We start from the raw sequence: 16986 nt of genomic DNA on the forward strand, positions 1-16986 counted from the left end.
AGCCGACCGGCGACGTCAGCGCTGCGTCGGATCGGTCTTGCCGGGCTTGCCGGGCTTGCCGGAGGGTGCGGCCGGTTTGCTGGGCGCCGGCTCCCGCGCCTCGCGCTCCACCACGTCCACCTGCGGGTCTTTCCACGGCCCGGTGACGTGATAGGTCTTGGCACCGATGGCGCCCAGCGGTTTGCCCAGCACCGCGTTGGCCGCTGCGCCGACGGCGGCACCCACCGGGCCACCGGCCACTGCGCCGACCACGGTCAGCAGGTTGCCGGCCTTGGGGTTCACGTCCACGGTCTGGTCGAAGGTCTGCGCGCGCAGGTCGGTCTGGCCGCGGATCGCGATGTCGGCAGCCGGGCCTTCGATGCGGATGGCATCGGTCCGCGCGAAGCCCTCGCCGAAGCGCACCTCGCCGGCCAGCTTGTTGAAGGCCAGACCCTTGGAGAAGAAATCGCGGAAGTCGAACATCAACCGGCGCGGAAGCTGCGCTACGCTCAGCAGGCCGAGTACGCGGCCGGCGCCCGGGTCCACTTCCAGCAACTGGCCGTTGCGCACATCGACCTTGAGATTGCCGTCCAGCGAGCCGAGCGCGAAACCGGTTGGTGAGCCCTGCCAGCCGGCGTTGAGTTCCAGTTGCCCTTCGCCGCCGCGCAGTTGGCCGCCCAAGGTGAGGTTCTGCAGCAGATTGCCCAGGTTGCGGCTGTCCACGCGCGCCGACAGCCGCGTGCTGGCCGCCTCGCCCTTGCCGCGCCAGGCCCCGGTGAGGCCGATGTTCTGATCGTCCGAGCGCAGCTGCAGCTGATCCACCTGCATGCCATCGGTGAGCCGGCTGCTGCGCAGGGTGGCCGCGCCGAAGGTCATCTTGCCGATCTGCAGATCGTCGATATCCAATGCCAGCGGCGGGATCGACACCGGGTCGAATTCGGCTACCGCACGACGCGCAGGCTCCGGCAACGCACCTGCCAACGGGTCGCCCGGTTCGGGCGCGGACGGCTCGGCAGGCGCCTCCACCGGCTGCCAATGCACGGTCTTCAACGTGCCCTGCACCGTTGCGCCGTCGGCATTGGGAACGGTGAGCTGGCCGGCCAGCGAGGGGCCGTCCAGCGTCACCGCCACCGTATCGCGGGTGGGGCGCAGACGCAGGCGCGTCTGCGGGAACACCCCGCCGATCATCAGCAACCGATCTGCCTGCACATCCACCTGCTGCAACGGCATCGGGTCTTTGGCGGGAACGGCCGGCTGGCCGGGCAACGGTGGCATGTCGGCGTCGCTGCTGCTGCCGCGCGCCAAGCTGATCCAGTCGATCGCATCCAGCGACGCGGCGCGACCGGCCACCACCAGCCCGTTGGCCGGCGGCCGTTCGGTGACGGTATCGGTGCCCATCACCACACGCACGCCGGTCTGCGCGCCATGGCTGCTGGCCTTGAGCGCCACCAGCTTGCCGAACCCCACATCGATGTCGCCATCGCCCAGCGGCAGCGCGACCTTGACCCGGGTGTCCAGTGGCTCGCTGGCGGCCTTGTCCAACGGCGCGGGCAGATCCAGCGTGGTGCCGACCAGATTGGACCATAGCGTCAGCACCGCGTTTGCATCGGTCTGACCGGGTGGCGGCAGCGGCACATCCACGCCTACCTCCCACGGCGCACTGCCATGCACGTACGGGCGCAGCCACTCCATCTGGGGCGCCCGGTCGAACAGTTCCTTGGCATCCAGGGTGGCGCCAAGACGTGCTTCGAAGGCTTGCCCGGGGTCCTGCACCAACCCGCCAGCGCGCAACGACAATTCGCCGCTGCGGCCTTGGTGCTGCACGCTCAACCGCTCGGCGGCAAAGCCGGTGTCGCGATACTCGGCCTGCCCACTGACCTGATCGAAGTCCAGATCCCAACGCGCGTCGGCCAGCTTGGCGCCCTGCAAGGCCACCGTGCCCTGCAGATGGCCACCGACGCCATGCGTCCGCAAGGGACGCAGCAGATCGAAGGTCACGGCGGCCGGCCCGGACACGGTGAGATTGCGCAAGGTGTCGCCATAGCGCCGCTCCAGCGGACTCTTGCGCAGCATGCCGAGCAATTGCGCCGCATCGGCCTGCGTGGACGCGCGGACGTAAAGTTCGGAGGTGGCAAAGCTGGGAATGCCAGCTTCCAGCTGCGCGATCGGGGTACCGGCCAGATCACCCTGCCCGTGCAGCGAGAAACCGTTACCGATGAAGCTCAGGTTGGCCTGAACCTGCTCCATCGCCGGCCAGTCCGGCTGGAAGCGGATCACGCCATCGCGGATCTGCCCGAACGCTTCAAAGCGCCCGTCGTTATTGTCGAACGGCCAATCGTCCAGATCGCCGCTGACCAGGCCAGTGCCGCCGGTGACGGTGCCGCCGGCCACGGCCATGTCGAGCCAGTCGATGGCGGCGTCGCTCATCTTGGAGCGGATCCAGAACTTGCGCGCCACCGGCAGCGCCACATCGTCCAGTTGGGCCGCCAGCTGCATCCGCGGGCGAGTGCCATCGCCCTGGAACCACAGCCCGCCACGCACGTTGGCGCCGTAATCCTTGCCCTGCACGCGCAGCGCCGGAGTGGCGACCTGCCAGCCGGCGCCTTCGCGCCAGCCGACGAGCTTGCCGGCCAGTTGGATCTCATGCACCACGCCAAAGCCGGTCGGCCAATCGAAGCGCAGCGTGGCGTCGGGCGCGGGGTCCAGTTCGACGCCCTGCGCATCGCCATCGATAGTGCCGCGCAAGCCACTGATGCCCGGCGCATTGCCCACCGGCAAAAACCCCAGCGCTTCGATCCGGCCCTGCGCGCGCAGGTCGCCGCCTTGCTCGCCGGCGACCTGCAGGTCGGCCACGCGCAGCTGCGGTTTGGACAGACTCAGCCAGCGCCGCAAGGTGGGCGACAGCTGCTCGCTCAGGGCGGCAGCTGCGATCAGACCCGAGACATCCACATGCTTGGCCACCACCGCATAGCGGCGCCCACCGGCAATGCTCAGCCCGTCCAGGTGCTGCAGTTGCGCTGCCTGGCCCAGGCGCAGCAGCGGCGCGTCCACGCGCCAGCCGCCATCGATGGTCTGCCAGCGCGCACGCGCCTGCAGCCGTTCCCAGGCGAGCGTGCGCCGCGCGGTCTCGTCCGGCAGCGCGTCCCCGGACAGGCGTAGCTGCTGCAGGTCGACATCCACGCTCACCGCGGCGATCCGGCGTGCGCGCAGTTGCGCCCAGGCCTGCAGTCGCCCACCACCGCCATCCACGCGCATGCCGCCGAACTGCAGCAGCGACGCCCATGCGGACAGGTCGGCCGGGTCGGCTTGCATGTAGGCGCTGCCGTCGCCGCTGTCGCGGTCGAATTCCAGCACCGCCGTCAGCGGCGCGCGCTTGAGATCGATCCAGCTACGGCTGCCCACCTTCACGGTCGAGCCGCTGACGCGCAGGCGCAGGTCGATGCGCGGCAGCGTGCTATCCAGGCCGATCGAGGGCACGGCCACATGCAGGCGCGCCTCAGCCAGCTGGATCTCGCCAAGCCGGCGCAGCGCATCCAATGGGTCGGAGTTTCCGCCGCCGGGCATGCCCTGGACCGACCACACACCGTCGTCGCTGCGCTGCAAGGTCAGCGCCAGGCCCCGCAGGCGTATCTCGGTCAGCGAGTGGCCCGGCAGCAACCCGGCGTACATCGCCAGTAGGACCTCGGCCTGGCCGACGCGCACCTCGCCATGCGGACCGATGCGCAGCCCATCCAGCCGCAGCAGCGGACCGCGCCGAGTCCATTCGGTCTGCAGCCGATCGAACGCAATCGGCTGACCGGCATGCTGGCTCAGCCACTGCGCAATCTGCTGCGGATGTTCCTCGGCCAACGGCAGCGCCTGGCTGGCCGCGCCCACCAACAACGCGACCGCCACCAGCGCAAGCGCGCAGGCAGTGATCGCATAGCGGCGAAACAGACGCAGACGGCGGCGCAGCGGGGTGGGCATCAGGAGCGGGGATTGGGCATTGGGGATTCGGAATTGGTTGCAGCATGACCGCATGCGGTCACTTCAAGCGCCGTTGTCGGGCCAAGCCACGCTACCAGAGCCGGCTTTGACCAATCCCGAATCCCGAGTCCCCAATCCCGGCCTCACAGCAACACGACATCAAACTGCTCCTGCAAATACTGGTCGTCGGACTGGAAGCGAATGCTCTTGCCGAGGAACTCTTCCAGTTCGGCCACGGCGGCGGACTCTTCCTCGGTGATGCGGGCGACCACTTTCGAGGAGGCGATCACCAGCAGGCGCGCGGCATCGAACTGGCGCACGGCGCGAGTGATTTCGCGGAAGATCTCGTAGGTCACCGTTTCGGCGGTCTTGATGGTGCCGCGCCCGCCGCAGTGCCCGCAGGTCTCCGACAGCTGTCGCTCCAGGCTTTCGACGGTGCGCTTGCGGGTCATCTCCACCAGGCCCAACGGCGAGAATTCGTACACGGTGGTCTTGGCGTGATCGCGTGCCAGCGCTTTTTCCAAGGTGCGCAGCACCTGCCGGCGGTGCTCCGGATCGTCCATGTCGATGAAGTCGATGATGATGATGCCGCCCAGGTTGCGCAGGCGCAGTTGCCGCGCCACCGCCTGCGCGGCCTCCAGGTTGGTGCGAAAGACGGTTTCTTCGAGATTGCGCTGACCGACGAACGAGCCGGTATTGACGTCGATGGTGGTCATCGCCTCGGTCTGGTCGATCACCAGATAGCCGCCGGACTTGAGCGGCACCTGCTTGTTGAGCGCGCGCCCGATCTCGTCTTCGACCCCGTACAGGTCGAAGATCGGCCGGTCGCCGGTGTACAGCTCCAGTCGCTCGGCCAGCACCGGCATGTACTTGGCCACGAAGGCCTGCAGCTGCACGAAGGTCTCGTTGGAATCGACCTTGACCTTTTCCACGTCGCGGCGGATCAGGTCGCGCACCGCACGCAGCGGCAGGCTCAGGTCTTCGTAGATGATGCTGCACGGCGGTGCTTCACGGCCGCGGCGCTCGACCACATTCCACACCCGCGACAGGTAGGCGATGTCCTCGGCGAGCGCCTCGGCCGGCTGGCCTTCGGCATTGGTGCGGATGATGTAGCCGAAGCCGCCATGCTGGGCCGAGACCTCGCTGACAATGGTCTTCAGGCGCAGCCGCTCGGCTTCGTCTTCGATGCGCGCCGACACCCCAACCACCTTGGACTGCGGCAGCAGCACCAGATAGCGCGAAGGAATGCTGATCTGCGTGGTCAACCGCGCACCCTTGGTGCCGATCGGATCCTTGACCACCTGCACCACGATCTCCTGGCCGTCGCGCAGCAGCTCCACGATCGGCACCGAGGCCGGCGGCGGCGGCGGGATCGGGGTTTCTTCGGTATCGACCACGCTGGCCGGCGCCGGTGCCAGACGGACCACATCGTTGGCGTGCAGGAACGCGGCACGCTCCAGCCCCACTTCGACGAAAGCCGCCTGCATGCCCGGCATCACCCGCTGCACCTTGCCCTTGTAGATATTGCCCACCACGCCCCGGCGCCAGCCGCGCTCGATATGCAGCTCCTGCAGCATGCCGTTCTCGATCACCGCCACACGGGTCTCGCGCGGGGTGACGTTGACCAAAATCTCTTCCGACATCAATGCGCTCCGAAGGCTGTGAGCAACTGCAAGGTGTGATAAAGCGGCAATCCCATCACGCCGGAATAGCTGCCGGACAGATGGGCGATGAAGCGTTCGGCGCGGCCCTGGATCGCATACGCGCCGGCCTTGCCCATCGGCTCGCCGCAGGCGGCGTAGACGGCGATCTGCGCATCATCGAGCGTGTCGAAGGTGACCTCCGACACCACCAATGCCTGCGCCGGCGCGCGCTGTGCGCAGACTAGAACCACCGCCGTGAGCACCTGGTGGGTGCGCCCGGACAACGCGCGCAGCATGGCGACGGCGTCGTCCACATCGACCGGTTTGCCGAATACCCGCTCGCCCAGCACCACTTCGGTATCGGAACCCAGCACAATGGCATCGGGGTCGGCAGCCTGCACCAGCGCCAGCCCGGCGCGCGCCTTCTCCAACGCGACGCGCTGCACGTACTGGTCGGGCGATTCATCGGCTGCGCGCAGCTCGGGCACATCCAGTTGCAACGTCTGGAACGGCACATCCAGGCGTTGCAGGAGTTCTTGTCGGCGCGGCGAACGGGAAGCGAGATAGAGCATCCGTCCAGCATACCTGTTGCCTGCACTCGCCCGCTTGCCTGGTGAACGCACACACCGTTGCCAACGGCGTTGTCCTGCTCGACTCACAACATATTCATCGACCTGCCAACACGCTCGCCACACAGACCAGGAGATCTCATGCGTACCCATCTCAAGCCGTTGTTGCTGGCCCTGTCCATCGCTGCCGGAAACGCCATGACTGCCCACGCCCAACCTGCGTCGAGCTACACCATTCCCAGCGACGGCACCCTGCTCAACGTATCGGCCGAGGCCGAAGCCAAGCGTGTGCCGGACATCGCCACGCTGTCTGCCGGGGTGGTCACCCAGGCCGCCGACGGCAACGCCGCCATGCGCCAGAACGCCGAACAGATGAGCAAGGTCATGGCCGCCGTCAAGGCCGCCGGCATCGCCGACAAAGACGTGCAAACCAGCGGCATCAACCTGAGCCCGCAGTACACCTACAAGGAAAACGAAGCGCCCAAGATCAACGGCTACCAGGCCAGCAACACGGTCAGCCTCAAGGTGCGCGACATCACCCGCCTGGGCAAGGTACTCGACGCCCTGGTTGCGCAAGGCGCCAACGACATCAACGGCCCCAGCTTTTCGATCGACCAACCAGAGTCGGTCTACGACCAAGCCCGCGTTGCCGCACTGAAGAAGGCCCAGGCGCGCGCAGAAACTTATGCCAAATCGCTGGGCCTGAAGGTGCGCCGCATCGTCAGCATCTCCGAAAGCCGCAGCGGCGGCGCGGTCCGCCCGATGATGATGGCCGCCTCGATGCGCTCGGCAAAGGCCGAGATGGACACCCCGGTCGCCCCCGGCGAGAGCACCTTGTCGATCAACCTGGATGTGACATTCGAACTGGGGCGCTAAGAAAAAAGAGAACGTCTCCACCCCGAAATGTCGTGTCTGCACTGCCCTCTCCGGAGGGCAGTGTCGTTTGCGCGGTCGTTCGGTCCGCCGATCGCTGGTCAAACGCACGGACACAGCGCGTCGGCCACCTTTCGGGACTTGGTTACTTGCAAGTGGCTTGAGTCAATTCACACACGCCTGAATAGGCGTTTTTGGCGATTGTGCTTAAAAAACCATGAAATTCAGAGAAATCGTTCTTTAAGCAGGCGCGGCCGCTCTCTAGCATCGGTTGTCAACACACCGTCATCTTCGTGACGCCGCCAATCTGGAGAGCGATACAAATGACCAGCCATGCCGCGCGGCAACGCCGCCCGTTCCGCTCAACGTCGCCTGCGCGCTATGGCCGCATCAGCATGCTTGCGCTTGCCCTGAGCGGCGCCGTCGGCATGCTCGCTACCGGCACTGCGGCCGCGCAAAGCACTACCGCCGGCATCTACGGAAGCGCGCCGGCCAGTGCAGGCGCAACGGTCACCGCGCAGAGCGACACCGGTTTTACGCGGACTGCAACGGTCGATGCCAATGGCCGTTACGCCATCGGCAACCTTCCGGTGGGCACCTACACCGTCACCCTGCAACGCGAAGGCCAAGCCGCCGAGACCCGCGAGAACATCGCGCTGCGCGTCGGCGCCGGCACCGATGTGTCCTTCGGCAGCAACAATGCCTCTGATGACACCGCCACCCTGGGCACCATCACGGTGACCGGCAAGAACATCTCGCCGATGGATGTCTCTGCCACTGCTTCACGTACCGTCATCACGGCCGAGCAATTGCAACGCTTGCCGCTGGCACGCTCGGGCGAAGCGATCGCGCTGTTGTCGCCTGGCGCGGTGCAAGGCAGCGGCTATTTCGGCAACGCCATTTCCTTCGGCGGCGCCGGCGTCACCGAAAATGCCTACTACCTCAACGGCTATCTCAGCTCCAACCCACTGACCAACATTGGCGGCGTCACCCTGCCCTACGGCGCCATCGACCAGCAGGAGACCTACACCGGCGGCTACAGCGCCCGCTACGGCCGCTCGGCCGGCGGCGTACTCAGCCAGATCGGCAAGCGCGGCACCAACGAGTGGCACTTCGGCGGGCAGACGCTGTGGCGGCCGAAGAGCCTGTCCAGCGACTACAAGAATATGTTCTATCCAGACACGCCACTACCCTCTTCCAACTATTCCTATGCCAAACCAGAGTTGCCCGGCACGCTGTACCGTAGCCGCAAGGGCGACAAGGCCTGGAATACGGTCTTTAGCGCCTATGTCGGTGGGCCGCTCATTGAGGACAGGCTGTTCGTTTTCGTTGCCGCCGAGCAGGAGCGTACCGAAGGCGTATCGACCGCAAGTCGCGAAGATTCGGTCATCGGCCGAGACACCTATCGCGTGGACGAGCCGAAGGTTTACGCCAAGGTCGACTGGAACATCAATGACAGCAACATTCTTGAATTCACCGGCGTCAAGAACAACTACCGTACAAGCGGCGCCTACAGCGATTTCAGCTACCCAGGAGTGATCACCCGAAGCGCAAGCGGTGCGTTCGCCGATACGGTCAAGGTTGACGACCGTTACTACATCGGCAAATACACCAGCTACATCACCGACGCACTGACCTTCAGCGCGACCTACGGCAAGAGCCAGCAGAGCGACTATCGCAACAATCCCAGCCTGGCTCCATATCTGTCCAACGCCAATCGGCAGGATCCGGCCATCACCGGTGGCGGCGAGATTCGCAACAACCAGACCTCGACCCAGGCACGCGATGGCGAGAATCGTACCCATGGCCTACGCCTGGACCTTGAGTACGTGCTCGGCAGTCATACGCTGGCCAGCGGCGTGGACAACATGTACTTCAATGCCAACAACGAAGGTGCACTCACCACTGGACCAGGATACACCTGGGCGTACGACAACCTCCCTCCCGACGTACCTATCGCCGACTCGTTGGGTGTCGGTCCGGCAGGAGGGGATGGCTACTACGTCTACCGCGGCGTCTTCAAGACAGCCACCAGTATGTCGGTCAGGCAGAAAGCGTATTTTCTCGAGGACAAGTGGCAGATCAATGATCGTCTGTTGCTTATCATGGGAGTGCGCAACGACAAGTTCACCAATTTCAATGATGCTGGCAAGGTCTATGTGGAAAGCGGCGACCAATGGGCGCCTCGGCTCGGCATCAGCTGGGATGCGTTTGGCGACTCGTCGTTGAAGGTCTACGGCAATGTCGGTCGCTATTATCTGGCGCTTCCCAATAGCGTGGCCATTCGTGGTGCGTCGCCATCGACTTACACGAGCGAATATTTCACCTACACCGGTATCGACGCCCAAGGCAACCCGACCGGCCTCACGCCGATCCCGGTGGATCCGAGCGCCGGCGTCTCGTGCTCCGGCAATGTCGTGTCTTCCAATCGCGAGTGTGGGCAGCAACCCGATGCCGCGTCAGTTGCGGCCAACAACCTGAAATCGATGTACCAGGATGAGTTCATGGTCGGGTTTGACAAGACGCTGGGCAGCGATTGGGTCACTGGCGCAAAACTCACCTATCGCAACCTGGGCACCACCATCGACGATGTCTGCGATTCCGACAAGATGCGCACCAAGCTGACTGCGATCGGCGTTGATCCCAGCACCGTCAATGTGCCCGGATGTGTCATCTTCAACCCGGGCGAAACCAACTCATTCAGCCTGGCTAACCTGGATGGTTCCGGCCGCACCGCGCTTTCGATGTCGTCGGCCGATTGGGGCTTCGACAAGAAGGCCAAGCGCAAGTACCTGGCACTGGATCTGTTCCTGCAGCATCCGTTCGACGGCAAGTGGGAAGGCCGCATCGATTACACCTTGTCGCGCAACTTTGGTAACACCGAGGGCCAGGTGAAATCCGACATCGGCCAGAGCGACGTGTCCAAGACCCAGGACTGGGATGCGGCCGCGCTGATGTGGTACTCCGGCGGCTACCTGGCCAACGATCGCCGCCACCAGATCAAGCTTTACGGCTCTTACCAGATCGCACCGGAATGGCTGATCGCAGGCAATATGCGCATCCTGTCCGGAACGCCACGGTCCTGCCTAGGCTATGTCAGCATCAACGGGACCGACGAGTCTTCCGATGCTGGCGACCCGGTCGGGTATGGCTCGTCCTATCATACCTGCGACGGCCAGCCATCGCGGCCAGGCGACGCCGGGCGTTTGCCTTGGACGAAGATCGTCGACCTGAGCCTGACCTATCGCCCGGCCTTCGCCGACAACAAGCTGGCCTTTACCCTGCAGGGCTTCAATATCCTCAACGAGCGTAAGCCCTTGCAAGTCAATTCCACCTGGGAAGACAACCACTACAAGCTATCCAACACCTACGGCATGGGGGTCAATTTCACCCAGCCGCGCTACGCCGTGCTGTCCGTGTCGTACGACTACTGACGTCTCTCCCGTCAACGTCGTTTCCCCAGCCCTGCAAAGGGCTGGGCTTTTCTTGTATCCACGCCCAGCTTCGGCTGGGCGTTTCGTTTGCGCGGATGATTGCCGCGGCCGATCCATGCGACATGTGTGAGCAGCGACGTATCCCCGATCACCATGAGGATGACGCATGCCGCGTTGACGGCTCGGCGCAACCACGCAATCGTGCGTGGCGCTTGTGCGGCTGCCGTCGCTGCGGTAAACCTACGCTACCGGATGGTGACGTGCGTCCGGGTCGCGCTGGTCCTTTCCGCAGTTCCGTTCTGGAGGTGGATGATGGTTCGCACGCAATCGCAGGTTTCTTCCCGTCCCCTTGGCATCGACACCTCGCGCGTTCTAGCGATAAGCACGGCCGTGGCATTGCACCTACTGGCGGGCGGGTTGTTGCTGATTCCGCTCTCGCACCGGGCGATTCCACAGCAGGCCGCGCCAAAAGAACGCTGGCTCATGCCGGTCAGCATCCCGACGCCGCCGCCACCGCTGGTGCTTCCAGTCAATGTAACGTTCACGCCGAAAACGCGTTCACCGACCAAGACGCTGCCGGTGCCGGTACCGACCTCGGTGGTCAGTGAAACGTCCGTGGTCGCCAGCGCACCGTCTGCCATTGCCGCAACGGTCTCCGACGTTGTTGCAGACAGCGCTCCGACGACCACCGCACCCAGCGGACCGGTCGAAGCCGGTCAATTGCAGTATCTGAGCTCGCCGGCACCGAGCTACCCGGCAGCTGCGTTACGCGCAAACCAGCAGGGCACGGTGATGCTCCGCGTGCTGGTCGGCACCGATGGGCGCCCGACCGAAGTGAGTGTGCAAACCAGCAGTGGTCATCGCATGCTCGACCTGGCCGCGCGTAGCCAGGTGCTGCGCAGATGGCGCTTCCAGCCGGCGATGCAGAACGGCCAGGCCGTGCAGGCCTATGGTCTGGTGCCGGTGAGCTTCTCGCTGAATTGAGCGGCGATCGGATGCGGCGGCCTGCAACCGCAGCCGCCGCATCGATATGACCGTGTGCACAAGTTTCGTTGGCCGCTCTTATGCGCGGTGATACGGATGATTGGCCAGCATCGCTGCGGCGCGATACAGCTGCTCGGCGACGATCAGGCGCACCAGCATGTGCGGCAGCGTGAGTGGGCCGATCGACCAGCTTTCGCTGGCGCTCTTCAGCACCTCCGCCGCGTGACCTTCCGGCCCGCCGATGAGAAACGCCAGGTCGCGCCCTTGTCCGCGCCAATGCTCCACGCGCTGGGCAAGCTGCTCGGAACTGAGCGGGCGCCCCGGGACATCAAGCGCCACCACGTAGGCATTTTTCGGCAGCGCGGCGAGCACGCGACGGCCTTCGTCGTCGGTCGCGCGCTGCGCATCGCGGCCCTTGCCGCGCAGGCCGGGTTCGATCTCGACCAGCTCCAGCGGCATCCAGTGCGACAGACGTTTTTGATATTCGGCAAAACCTTGCGCCACCCAGCTCGGTGCGCGCTCGCCGGTGGCGATGAGTCGGCATTTCATGGCCACATGATATCCGCGTCACAGCCCGGGCCGTCCGCGGCAATGTGTCACTGCGTGTCATGGTGTGGTTACAGCCGGCAATTAGTGTCGCCCGACCACCCAGCCACGCAGGAATCGTTCGATGCCGATTTCCGATCCCGCCCGCCGCCAGGTTCTCAAGGGCAGTGCTGCCGGCATGGTCGTCAGCGCCCTTGGCAGCTTGGGCGCATTGCAGTCGCGCCAGGCCCAGGCCGCCACCTCGCCGTCAACGCAGCTGGCGCCGGTGCCCAGCCGTTACGGCCCACTCGCCCCGGTCGCCGACCAGAGCACCGGTTTGCCACTGCTGCAGCTGCCACAGGGTTTCAGCTATCGCTCGTTCGGCTGGAGCGGCGACTGCATGGACGATGGCCAGCCCTGCCCCGACCGACACGACGGCATGGCCGTGGTCGGCCTGCGCCGACCCGACTGGCGTCCCGGTAGCGACTCGCTGCGCGGCCTGGAACAAGCGCCTTGCCTTGGCGGTTGAAGAAATCTGCGGCGGCCCTGGTGCATCCCTGTGCGCTGCGCGGCAACGCCTTGCGTGCGAGCGGTTGCCGCGCGTTGCCGCCATCGCTGATGCCGACACCACGGCCACCATGGCGAGCGCAAGCATCTCGCAACGCGATCCTGGACCACGACACGATGCCTGATCGTCCACCGAGAACGCTCGCACGGCGATCGCGGCAGCCATGACGCAGGCCCTTCTCAGTAAAACAGGAAGCGGTCGCGTTGCCGTTGCAGCTTGAGCCAGCGCTTGATCGATTGCGCATCGTCAAGCGCACGCATCTGGCGCACTTCCCGCTGCAACTGGCCCACATCGTCGGACACATCCCGCTTGTAGTGGGTCAGCAGTCTTTCCAGCCGCTCGGGCTTGGGTTGCGCCGGCAGGTCCAGTCCGTATTCGTGGCAAAAATCCATCGCGTGCAGGGCCAGCTGGTGCTTGAGCTCCTTGCACTGGCGATCCAGTTCGCGGTTGTAGTCCTGAAGACGGACCGGGTCGATCGCATCCACGCCTTGCGCATCCAGCAGACCGATCTGCGCCTGCAGTTCGAGCAGGCCCAAAAGGTCGTTCCCCTTGTAGGCGGCATTGAGCCGCTGCATCAGCGCGGTGCGGGTGGCGTGATCGCCGGCGTCGCTGGCGCGATCCGGGTGCAGGCTGCTGGCCAACTTGCGATACAGCTCGCGCAATGGAGGCGGCTCGGCCTGTCGCGATGCGGCTTTTTTGTCCGAGCGGCGACGCCGTTGCTGGCCAGCCCGCTGTTTGGCCTGCTCGCGTGCATGATCGGCGTCTGCCTGCGCCTGATCCAGGCGCGCGTTGACCCGTTCGAAGAGCGCCTCCGGGGAATCGACCGAATCCACTTCTTCGGGGTCCAGTCCATACAGTTGACCGATGACGTGTTTCATCATCGTATCGGATTGATTGATTTCTTCGTCGTAGCCGATCTCGCTGTGACGTTCGTAGAGCGGCTTGAGTTCGACGTGACCGGCTTCGATCAGCGGGCCGGCGAGATCGCAGATCTCCGCCGACACGAACGCACGGTCGGCCTTGCTCAACTTGACCGTGGCAGCGATGTTGTCAAGAAGATGGATCTGTTCGATCTCCAGCTCACATTGTTGATTCAACAACGGCACCACCTCGGCAAGGTAGCGTGCGCGCCACTGGTCGATCGCGTCACGCCAGGCGTGCAACTGGGCGCGATGGCGCTGAAGATCGCGCAGCAGCCGGTCGAAGCGCTTGCGCGCCTTCGACACCTCCTGGCCGCTGGCTTGCCCCGGCATCAGGCTCAGTTGGTGCAGGGCATTGGCGACGGGCGTGTCGGGCAGGGATAACGCGGACTTGCGGGACATCGCTTCCAGTTACTCCGAATCGGCGACGACGTCACTGTCGTCCGGGCGCTGGTCGCCCACGGTCCACAGACGCTCCAGTGCATAGAATTCGCGCACGCGCGGCAGCATCACATGCACCACCACATCGCCCAGGTCAACCAGCACCCATTCGGCTTCGCGCTCGCCTTCCACGCCCAGCGGCATCACGTCCAGACGCTTGGCGAACTTGACCACTTCGTCGGCGATCGATTTGACGTGGCGGGTCGAGGTGCCGGAGACCACTACCATGTAGTCGCAGACGCTGGACTTGCCGCGCACATCGATCTCGGCCACGTCCTTGGCCTTGAGTTCTTCGACAGCCTCGCGCACGGTAGCCAACAGGGCCGGCACGGACGGCGGCGGGTTCGGAAGGGAGGTCTTGATGACTTGGGCTTGGCTGGTCAAAGCGGCAACTCGATGGAATTGGCGTGAATTATAGGCCGGTCCGGCCGGACGCGTGTTCAGGTAGCCGGGCGAACGCCGCGGTACAGGCCTTCGCGCTGGATCATTCCGGCCACCGGCGGCGGCACCAGACTCTGCCATTGCGCACCGGTCGCGATGCATGAACGCACCGCGCTGGCCGATTCGCCGCGCAGTGGCTGATGCAGCAGATACAGACGGCCCGCCGGCGCGCTGAACAGCGCGTCCGCGCTTGCGCCCCAGCGGCCCTGCACCGCCGCGGCCAGCTGCGGGGCGTCGGCCAGCGTCAATGGTGTGCCCGGTCGGGCGGCAACCACGAAATGCGCCAGCCCGAACAACGCCTCCCACTGATGCCAGTGGTGCAGCCCGACGAAGGCATCGGCGCCGAGCAACCAGGCGATCGGCGCCGCAGGGCCGAGTTCGGCACGCAGCTCGCGCAAGGTATCGACCGTGTAGGACGGCGCATCGCAATGCGCGGCGCGCTGCAGTTCGCGGGTATCCAGTTGCAGGCCTGGATAGTTGGCCAGCGCCAGTTGCAGCATCTGCGCACGCTGTGCGGCGGTGGCGCCGGGCGCAGGGCGATGCGGCGGGTCGGCGGCCGGCACCAGTTGCACGCACGCGCCCAGTTCGTCGCGCGCCGCGCAGGCGATGGCCAGGTGGCCCCGATGGATCGGGTCGAAGGTGCCGCCGTAATAGAGACGGAGCCGGGAATCGGGAATCGGGAGTCGGGAATCGGCATCGATTCGGGATTCGGGATTCGGGAGTTGGGATGCGGAAAGAAACGGGTCTGACGTAACCGGCTGGGCGTGCCTGGCCGGCGACGTCGAGGCGGAACTGATTGGGTCTGCCAGCGGTGCGTTTGGGTCTGCCGTCTCATCGGCTCGGGGCTTGGGCTCCCGCTCTTGGGTACCGGCGCACTGCTGTGTGGCTCCGGCCTGCCCCGCCCTCACGCCAGCAATCTCACCGCGCGCGCTTCGGCCACGGCCACCAGCAGGCGTTCCAGACCAACCCAGGCGTCGCCGTCGGCGCGGCCTTTGGCCATGCGATCGACCAGCCCGGCTTCGGCGACGAAGCGTTCCCAGCGGTGCGGTTCGGGGTGACGCTGCAGCGCGCGCTTGAAGGGCGCCTGGCGCGATTCCCACAGCCCTTGCGCCTTCATTTCGGCAGCCAGGTTGCCGCCGCTGGCTTGTACCTTCGCCAACGATGCGGTGCGCAGCAGTTCCTTGATCAGAATGGGCATCAGCGCGGCGACCGCCTCGCCTTCGGCACGCAGGCCGGCAAGCATGCGGATCACCGCGGCCGGCTGCCCGGAAAAAGTGGTTTCGGCCAACCGGAACACGTCGTAGCGCGCGGCATCGGCCACCAGCGATTCCATCGCCTCCAGATCCAGCGTCTTGCCATCGGCCAACAGGGCGAGCTTGTCGATTTCCTGTGCGGCGGCGAGCAGGTTACCTTCCACCCGCTCGCTCAGGCGCTGCACGGCAGCGGCGTCGGCGCGCAGGCCGTGTGCGCGCAGGCGGCGCTCGATCCAGTCGGACAGTTCGTGCGGCTTGATCGCCCAGGCCACCGCAATGGTGCCAATGCGACCCACCGCCTCGGCCCACTTGCCGTGGTGGGCCTTGCTCCAGTCGTTGGCGGTGATCAGCAGCACCACGTCCGGCGGCGGGTTGGCGCAGAAGCGGGTGATGACCTCGGCCCCGTCCTTGCCGGGCTTGCCGCTGGGCAGGCGCACTTCGACCAGACGGCGCGGACTGAACAGGCTGGGCGCATTGAAGCTGGCGTCGAGCTGATTCCAGTCGAACTCGCGGCCATCGGCGTCGAACACTTCACGTTCGCCGATGCCTTCGGCGCGCGCGCGCGCGCGCACCGCATCGGCGGCCTCAAGCACACGCAAGGTCTCGGGACCGGCGATCAGATACACCGGCTGCAATGGCTGGCTGGACTGGCCGGCCAGCTGCTCTGGGCGAAGTTCCATCACCGAAAACGCGGGGCGCGGCTCAGTTGCCCGACGTGGGCGCGGGCGGCAACGAGGCCGGCACGCTGGATTCGGGCGTCGTGGTGGGCTGCGCTGGCGCCGTCGGGGCCGGCGGCAATGGCGCGGTCGGCGTGCTCTCCAGACCTTCGCCGCGCTGCAGACGTGCCCGCACCACACTGTCGATACGACGCAGGATCGAGGCCGACATGTCCTTGCGCAGTTCGTCGGCCAGGATTTCGCGCTCGGTCGCCGTACCGGTGGCGTCCACCGGTGGGGACACGTAATCGCGCGACAGCTCGATCACCTGCTGCGGCACCAGCACCGAGCCATTGGCGGTGGTGACGGTGAAAATGGCCGCGTAGCGCAGGCTGTATTCCTGCGCACGGCCCTGGCTGTCGATGGCGATCGGCAGATCGCCCCAACGTTCGGACAACACCTGCAACTGCGCAAAGCCGGTCTTGGCGTCTTCATCCGCCAGCGTGGCACCGGAGGCCTTGAGACCGCGCCGCAACAGTTTGGCCAGCTCGCTGTACTGCACGGAGGACTGCACCTTCACCGCCGGTGTGTCGGGCGGCAACGCCAGCGAATTGCGCAAATGGAAGCCGCAGGCGGTGAGGCTCGAGACGAGCACGAGGGACGCAGCGAAGGCAGTAGGAAATCGAATCATGGGCACAGTCTGGATGAGCGCCCCGGCGGCGGCAACAGGCGGC

The 16986-nt window shown here is 65.6% G+C and carries 12 protein-coding genes and 1 pseudogene; 4 read left to right on the top strand and 9 right to left on the bottom strand.

The genetic code is table 11. The features are described 5' to 3' along the window. Window positions 1-15: 15 nt before the first annotated feature. From XAXN_RS09345 to XAXN_RS09355, 3 genes are all read right to left on the bottom strand, one after another. Window positions 16-3945, bottom strand: a complete 3930-nt coding sequence (locus XAXN_RS09345) for a YhdP family protein (RefSeq protein WP_054319331.1) — start codon at window positions 3943-3945, stop codon at window positions 16-18. A gap of 143 nt (window positions 3946-4088) precedes the next feature. Continuing rightward, on the bottom strand, window positions 4089-5588 hold the full coding sequence (gene rng, locus XAXN_RS09350; protein ID WP_054319332.1) for a ribonuclease G: 1500 nt from the start codon (window positions 5586-5588) through the stop codon (window positions 4089-4091). After that, a complete protein-coding gene (locus XAXN_RS09355; protein ID WP_054319333.1) occupies window positions 5588-6160 on the bottom strand; it encodes a Maf-like protein in 573 nt (190 codons plus the stop codon). The genes rng and XAXN_RS09355 overlap by 1 nt, the downstream gene beginning before the upstream one ends. Window positions 6161-6298: 138 nt before the next feature. On the opposite strand from XAXN_RS09355, the gene XAXN_RS09360 reads away from it, so the two are divergent. The 3 genes from XAXN_RS09360 to XAXN_RS09370 all read left to right on the top strand — a co-directional run bounded on the left by XAXN_RS09360 (window position 6299) and on the right by XAXN_RS09370 (window position 11448). After that, complete coding sequence (locus tag XAXN_RS09360; protein WP_054319334.1) at window positions 6299-7033, top strand: SIMPL domain-containing protein; 735 nt, start codon at window positions 6299-6301, stop codon at window positions 7031-7033. Between the two features lie 320 nt (window positions 7034-7353). Then, window positions 7354-10464, top strand: a complete 3111-nt coding sequence (locus XAXN_RS09365; RefSeq protein WP_054319335.1) for a TonB-dependent receptor — start codon at window positions 7354-7356, stop codon at window positions 10462-10464. Between the two features lie 309 nt (window positions 10465-10773). Further along, window positions 10774-11448, top strand: a complete 675-nt coding sequence (locus tag XAXN_RS09370) for an energy transducer TonB (protein ID WP_054319336.1) — start codon at window positions 10774-10776, stop codon at window positions 11446-11448. Between the two features lie 78 nt (window positions 11449-11526). Here the strand turns inward: XAXN_RS09370 and rlmH are convergent, their stop codons facing one another. Then, complete coding sequence (gene rlmH / locus XAXN_RS09375) at window positions 11527-11997, bottom strand: 23S rRNA (pseudouridine(1915)-N(3))-methyltransferase RlmH (RefSeq protein WP_054319337.1); 471 nt, start codon at window positions 11995-11997, stop codon at window positions 11527-11529. A gap of 121 nt (window positions 11998-12118) precedes the next feature. Here rlmH and XAXN_RS09380 point away from each other — a divergent pair. Then, window positions 12119-12478: pseudogene (locus tag XAXN_RS09380) on the top strand (alkaline phosphatase PhoX); the annotation flags it as partial. Window positions 12479-12720: 242 nt separating this feature from the next. Here XAXN_RS09380 and XAXN_RS09385 read toward each other — a convergent pair. From XAXN_RS09385 to XAXN_RS09405, 5 genes are read right to left on the bottom strand one after another with little or no spacing between them, the layout of a single operon-like run. Continuing rightward, window positions 12721-13863: a J domain-containing protein gene (locus tag XAXN_RS09385; protein ID WP_054319339.1), complete on the bottom strand. Its 1143-nt coding sequence runs from the start codon at window positions 13861-13863 to the stop codon at window positions 12721-12723. Window positions 13864-13872: 9 nt separating this feature from the next. Beyond that, window positions 13873-14286: a ribosome silencing factor gene (gene rsfS / locus XAXN_RS09390; RefSeq protein WP_054319340.1), complete on the bottom strand. Its 414-nt coding sequence runs from the start codon at window positions 14284-14286 to the stop codon at window positions 13873-13875. Window positions 14287-14342: 56 nt separating this feature from the next. Further along, a complete protein-coding gene (nadD, locus tag XAXN_RS09395; protein ID WP_054319341.1) occupies window positions 14343-15251 on the bottom strand; it encodes a nicotinate-nucleotide adenylyltransferase in 909 nt (302 codons plus the stop codon). Beyond that, a complete protein-coding gene (holA, locus tag XAXN_RS09400) occupies window positions 15248-16276 on the bottom strand; it encodes a DNA polymerase III subunit delta (RefSeq protein ID WP_054319342.1) in 1029 nt (342 codons plus the stop codon). The genes nadD and holA overlap by 4 nt, the downstream gene beginning before the upstream one ends. A 22-nt stretch (window positions 16277-16298) precedes the next feature. After that, entirely contained in the window at window positions 16299-16943 is a 645-nt protein-coding gene (locus XAXN_RS09405) for an LPS-assembly lipoprotein LptE (protein ID WP_054319343.1), read from the bottom strand. Between the last annotated feature and the right edge of the window lie 43 nt (window positions 16944-16986).

The sequence above is a fragment of the Xanthomonas axonopodis genome (assembly GCF_001304695.1).
GTDB classification, from domain to species: domain Bacteria; phylum Pseudomonadota; class Gammaproteobacteria; order Xanthomonadales; family Xanthomonadaceae; genus Xanthomonas; species Xanthomonas axonopodis.

Bases quoted from the DNA above. Each gene is read 5' to 3' on its own strand.
- rng (WP_054319332.1), bottom strand. From the start codon at position 5,588: ATGTCGGAAGAGATTTTGGTCAACGTCACCCCGCGCGAGACCCGTGTG.
- XAXN_RS09360 (WP_054319334.1), top strand. From the start codon at position 6,299: ATGCGTACCCATCTCAAGCCGTTGTTGCTGGCCCTGTCCATCGCTGCC.
- rlmH (WP_054319337.1), bottom strand. From the start codon at position 11,997: ATGAAATGCCGACTCATCGCCACCGGCGAGCGCGCACCGAGCTGGGTG.
- XAXN_RS09405 (WP_054319343.1), bottom strand. From the start codon at position 16,943: ATGATTCGATTTCCTACTGCCTTCGCTGCGTCCCTCGTGCTCGTCTCG.
- holA (WP_054319342.1), bottom strand. From the start codon at position 16,276: ATGGAACTTCGCCCAGAGCAGCTGGCCGGCCAGTCCAGCCAGCCATTG.
- XAXN_RS09365 (WP_054319335.1), top strand. From the start codon at position 7,354: ATGACCAGCCATGCCGCGCGGCAACGCCGCCCGTTCCGCTCAACGTCG.
- XAXN_RS09385 (WP_054319339.1), bottom strand. From the start codon at position 13,863: ATGTCCCGCAAGTCCGCGTTATCCCTGCCCGACACGCCCGTCGCCAAT.
- XAXN_RS09370 (WP_054319336.1), top strand. From the start codon at position 10,774: ATGATGGTTCGCACGCAATCGCAGGTTTCTTCCCGTCCCCTTGGCATC.
- XAXN_RS09345 (WP_054319331.1), bottom strand. From the start codon at position 3,945: ATGCCCACCCCGCTGCGCCGCCGTCTGCGTCTGTTTCGCCGCTATGCG.
- XAXN_RS09355 (WP_054319333.1), bottom strand. From the start codon at position 6,160: ATGCTCTATCTCGCTTCCCGTTCGCCGCGCCGACAAGAACTCCTGCAA.